This window comes from Halomonas sp. (assembly GCF_041689495.1).
GTDB lineage: Bacteria > Pseudomonadota > Gammaproteobacteria > Pseudomonadales > Halomonadaceae > Halomonas.
In genome coordinates this window covers 1-3,588 of sequence record NZ_JBDNGD010000081.1, presented here as the reverse complement: position 1 = coordinate 3,588, position 3,588 = coordinate 1, and the positions used below count along the sequence as shown (strand labels likewise).

3 protein-coding genes are annotated in these 3,588 nt (G+C 65.2%); all 3 read left to right on the top strand.

The window, feature by feature from the left end:
- Window positions 1–16: 16 nt before the first annotated feature.
- Window positions 17–955: a transcriptional regulator GcvA gene (gene gcvA, locus ACESMD_RS02620; RefSeq protein WP_372610080.1), complete on the top strand. Its 939-nt coding sequence runs from the start codon at window positions 17–19 to the stop codon at window positions 953–955.
- A 321-nt stretch (window positions 956–1,276) separates the two neighbouring features.
- Complete coding sequence (locus ACESMD_RS02615; RefSeq protein WP_372610078.1) at window positions 1,277–2,527, top strand: aspartate aminotransferase family protein; 1,251 nt, start codon at window positions 1,277–1,279, stop codon at window positions 2,525–2,527.
- 51 nt (window positions 2,528–2,578) lie between these two features.
- Window positions 2,579–3,588 (top strand): VOC family protein (locus ACESMD_RS02610; protein ID WP_372610076.1); only part of this gene is annotated, 1,010 nt, incomplete at its 3' end.

The window sequence follows — 3,588 nt, the reverse complement described above, 5'->3', positions numbered from 1 at the left end:
ATCAAGAGGTGTTGCGATGAGCCGCCCCCATTTGCCAACGCTGACTGCAATGCAGTGTTTCGAGGCCTCGGCCAGGCATCTCAGCTTCACTCGCGCCGCAGACGAGCTGAACCTGACCCAGAGCGCGGTCAGCAAGCAGGTCGCCCAGCTAGAGTCGGTGCTTCAGCACCCGCTGTTTCGCCGTGTACGCATGCGTCTTCAGGTGACGCCGGAGGGTTCTATGTACCTGACCGAGGTGCGCAAGATCCTGGCGCAGGTGGAGATGTCCACGCGCTACATGCAGTCCTACGGCGGGCAGAGCGAGGTGCTCAACGTGACCACGCTGCCGACGTTCGGCGCGCGCTGGCTGATTCCCCGCATCAACGGTTTCCGTTTCCGGCATCCCAATGTCTATCTCAACATCGCCAGTCGCGTGGAGCCCTTCGATCTGGAGGAGGAGCGTGTCGACGTAGCCTTCTTTTTCGGCCACGGTGCCTGGCCGAAGGCGGAGTGCATCAAGCTCCTCCACGAGGAAATGGTGGCGGTATGCGCGCCATCGATCATTCCGGCCGCGGGCATCGACCACCCCCTTGCGTTGACCCGACTGGTGCTACTGCAAAGCGCGACGCGCCTCGATGCCTGGCATCGCTGGTTCGAAGCCCAGGGCGCCTATACCGAGCACAGCTACCACGGGCCACGCTTCGATACTTTCTATATGGTGTTGCGGGCCGCTCGAGAGGGCTGCGGCGTGGCCCTAGTGCCGCGCTTCCTGGCCGAGGAGGAGCTGTCGGCGGGCCAGCTCGTCATTCCATGGTCGTTCGCGTTAGCCAGTCGCGACGCCTATTACCTGGCCTACCCCGAATATAAGGCGGAGATGGCCAAGGTGAAGGGCTTCATCGAGTGGATACTCGAGCATCTCGAGGCGCCAAGCACGACGCCCGAGGCGGGGTGTCCGGCTAGCCTGCCGGAGGCGTAGCCTCGGCCGGGGCAGTATATGGGTGGCGAAGCAGCGGATATTGGACAGCTCGCCGAGGTATTCCGGATAGACCAGGTCGTAGGCGTTGGCGTTGCGCAGGGCCTGGCGTCAGCCCGCCGCTGATCATTGCCCGACTGGCTCATTCCTCAAGCGCATCAAGTATTGCGAGCCTGCGCTATCATCCAGATCCAGCAAGCCTTGCTGGAGGGCAGGTCAATAGTTTTTGGAATGTATAGCGAGATTTTTTTCGTTTGAGGCACCCCTGGCGGTCTGTTTTCATTCTGTTGTTGCCCTTGTCCAATCAAATAGCAGGAACTCGCTATGGAACTTCCGCACGTCAGTGACTCGCTGGGTATCGTTCATCCGCTTGTGATCGAGCGCGGCCGCAATGCCGAGGTCTGGGACGAGCAGGGCAGGCACTACGTCGATTTCGTCGGCGGCATCGGCGTGCTCAACCTGGGGCACTGTCATCCGACCATCACCGATGCGGTCAAGGCCCAGGTCGATACCCTGATGCACTCCGCCTTCAACGCCTTGCCCCATCGCGGCTATCTGGACGTGGTGAAAGCGCTGGACGCCTTCGTGCCGGTCTCCTACCCGCTCTCCTGCATGCTGACCAACTGTGGCGCCGAGGCCATCGAGAACGCCCTCAAGGTGGCCCGCGCCGCTACCGGGCGCCAGGCGGTGATCGCCTTCGACGACGGCTTCCACGGCCGTACGCTGGCGGCCCTGAATCTCAACGGCAAGGTCAAGCCCTACAAGAATCGTCTGGGCACGCTGCCGGGCCCGGTCTACCACCTGCCGTTCCCCAGCCCCGACGGAGATGTCGATGCCGTTCAGACCAAGGCGGCGCTGGAGCGACTGTTCGAGGTCGAGGTTCCCGCCGAGGAAGTGGCCTGTCTCATCGTCGAGCCGGTTCAGGGGGAGGGCGGCTTCCGGCGGCTGGATCCCGAGTTCGCCACCTGGCTGCGCGGCGTCTGTGACCAGCAGGGCATCGTGCTGATCTTCGACGAGATCCAGTCCGGCTTCGGGCGCACCGGGCGTCGCTTCGCCTTCTCCCATCTCGGCGTCGAGCCCGACCTGCTGCTGATGGGCAAGAGCATGGCTGCGGGGCTGCCGCTGGCGGCGGTGGCCGGCAAGGCGGAGATCATGAACGCTCCACCCAAGGGCGGCCTGGGTGGCACCTATTCCGGCAACGCCGTGGCCTGCGCGGCGGCCCGGGCGGTGATGGAGTTGATGAGCGAGGATAACCTGCGTCGCTGGAGCGAGCGCCAGGAGGCGCTGATCCTTGAGGCTCATCGCCGCTGGTGCGATTCCGGCCGCTTCCCGATGCTGGGCGCGGTGACTGGCATCGGCGCGATGCGCGGAATCGTCTTCGAGGATAGCGCCGGGACCCGCGGCAGCGAGCACCTGGCCGCGCTGTTGGCGGCAGGACGTGAGGAGGGCGTGCTGCTGATGCCCAGCGGGCGCCGTCGTAACGTGCTGCGCCTGTTGCCACCGCTGACCGCGGAGCCCGAGGTGCTGAAAGAAGGCCTGACGCGCCTGGAGCGAGCGCTACAAAGGCTGGGCTAGCACCGCGCTCCTTCCCCCTTCCCCGAACGACAGATTCACGAGGCAAGACGCATGACCACGACGACCTTCGTCTCCCACGACGAGATCCGCCATCGCTTCTCCACGGCCATGTCGGCCATGTACCAGGCCGAAGTGCCCCAGTACGCGACCCTGGTCGAACTGGTCGAACTGGTCGAACAGGTGAACCGGGAGACGCTCGAGAAGGATCCCGGCCTGGCCGAACACTTCGCCGAGGCCGGCGGGCTGGCGCGCCTCGGCGTCGAGCGCCACGGTGCCATTCGCGCCGGCACGGCGGCGGAGCTCGCCATGTTGCGTCGGCTGTTCGCGGTGATGGGCATGCATCCGGTGGGCTACTATGATCTCTCCGAGGCCGGCGTGCCGGTTCATTCCACGGCTTTTCGCCCCATCGACGACGGCTCGCTGGCGAGCAATCCCTTCCGTATCTTCACCTCGCTGCTGCGCCTAGAGCTGATCGAAAGCGCCGAGCTTCGCGAACGGGCGGCGGCCATTCTCGCCGAGCGGGATATCTTCACCCCGGGCGCTCGGGAGCTGATCGCGCGCCACGAGGAGCAGGGCGGGCTTATTGATGAACAGGCCGAGCGCTTCGTGGAAGAGACGCTGGAGACCTTCCGCTGGCACCGGGACGCCACCGTGGATCGGGGCACCTATGACGCGCTGCACGCCGAGCACCGGCTGATCGCCGACGTGGTCTGCTTCCGTGGGCCGCATATCAATCATCTGACCCCCCGCACCCTGGACATCGACGAAGTCCAACGGCGCATGCCGGCAGCCGGCATGTATCCCAAGGCGATCATCGAGGGGCCGCCCCGGCGCGACTGTCCGATCCTGTTGCGCCAGACCAGCTTCAAGGCCCTGGAGGAGCAGGTACGCTTCGCCGACGAGCGGCAGGGTATCCATACCGCCCGCTTCGGCGAGATCGAGCAGCGCGGCATGGCGTTGACGGCCAAGGGGCGCACCCTCTATGACCGCCTGTTGACCACGGCCCGGACCCGTTCCGCGGGGCTCGATAATCGCGCCCATCAGCAGACACTGTCCGAGGT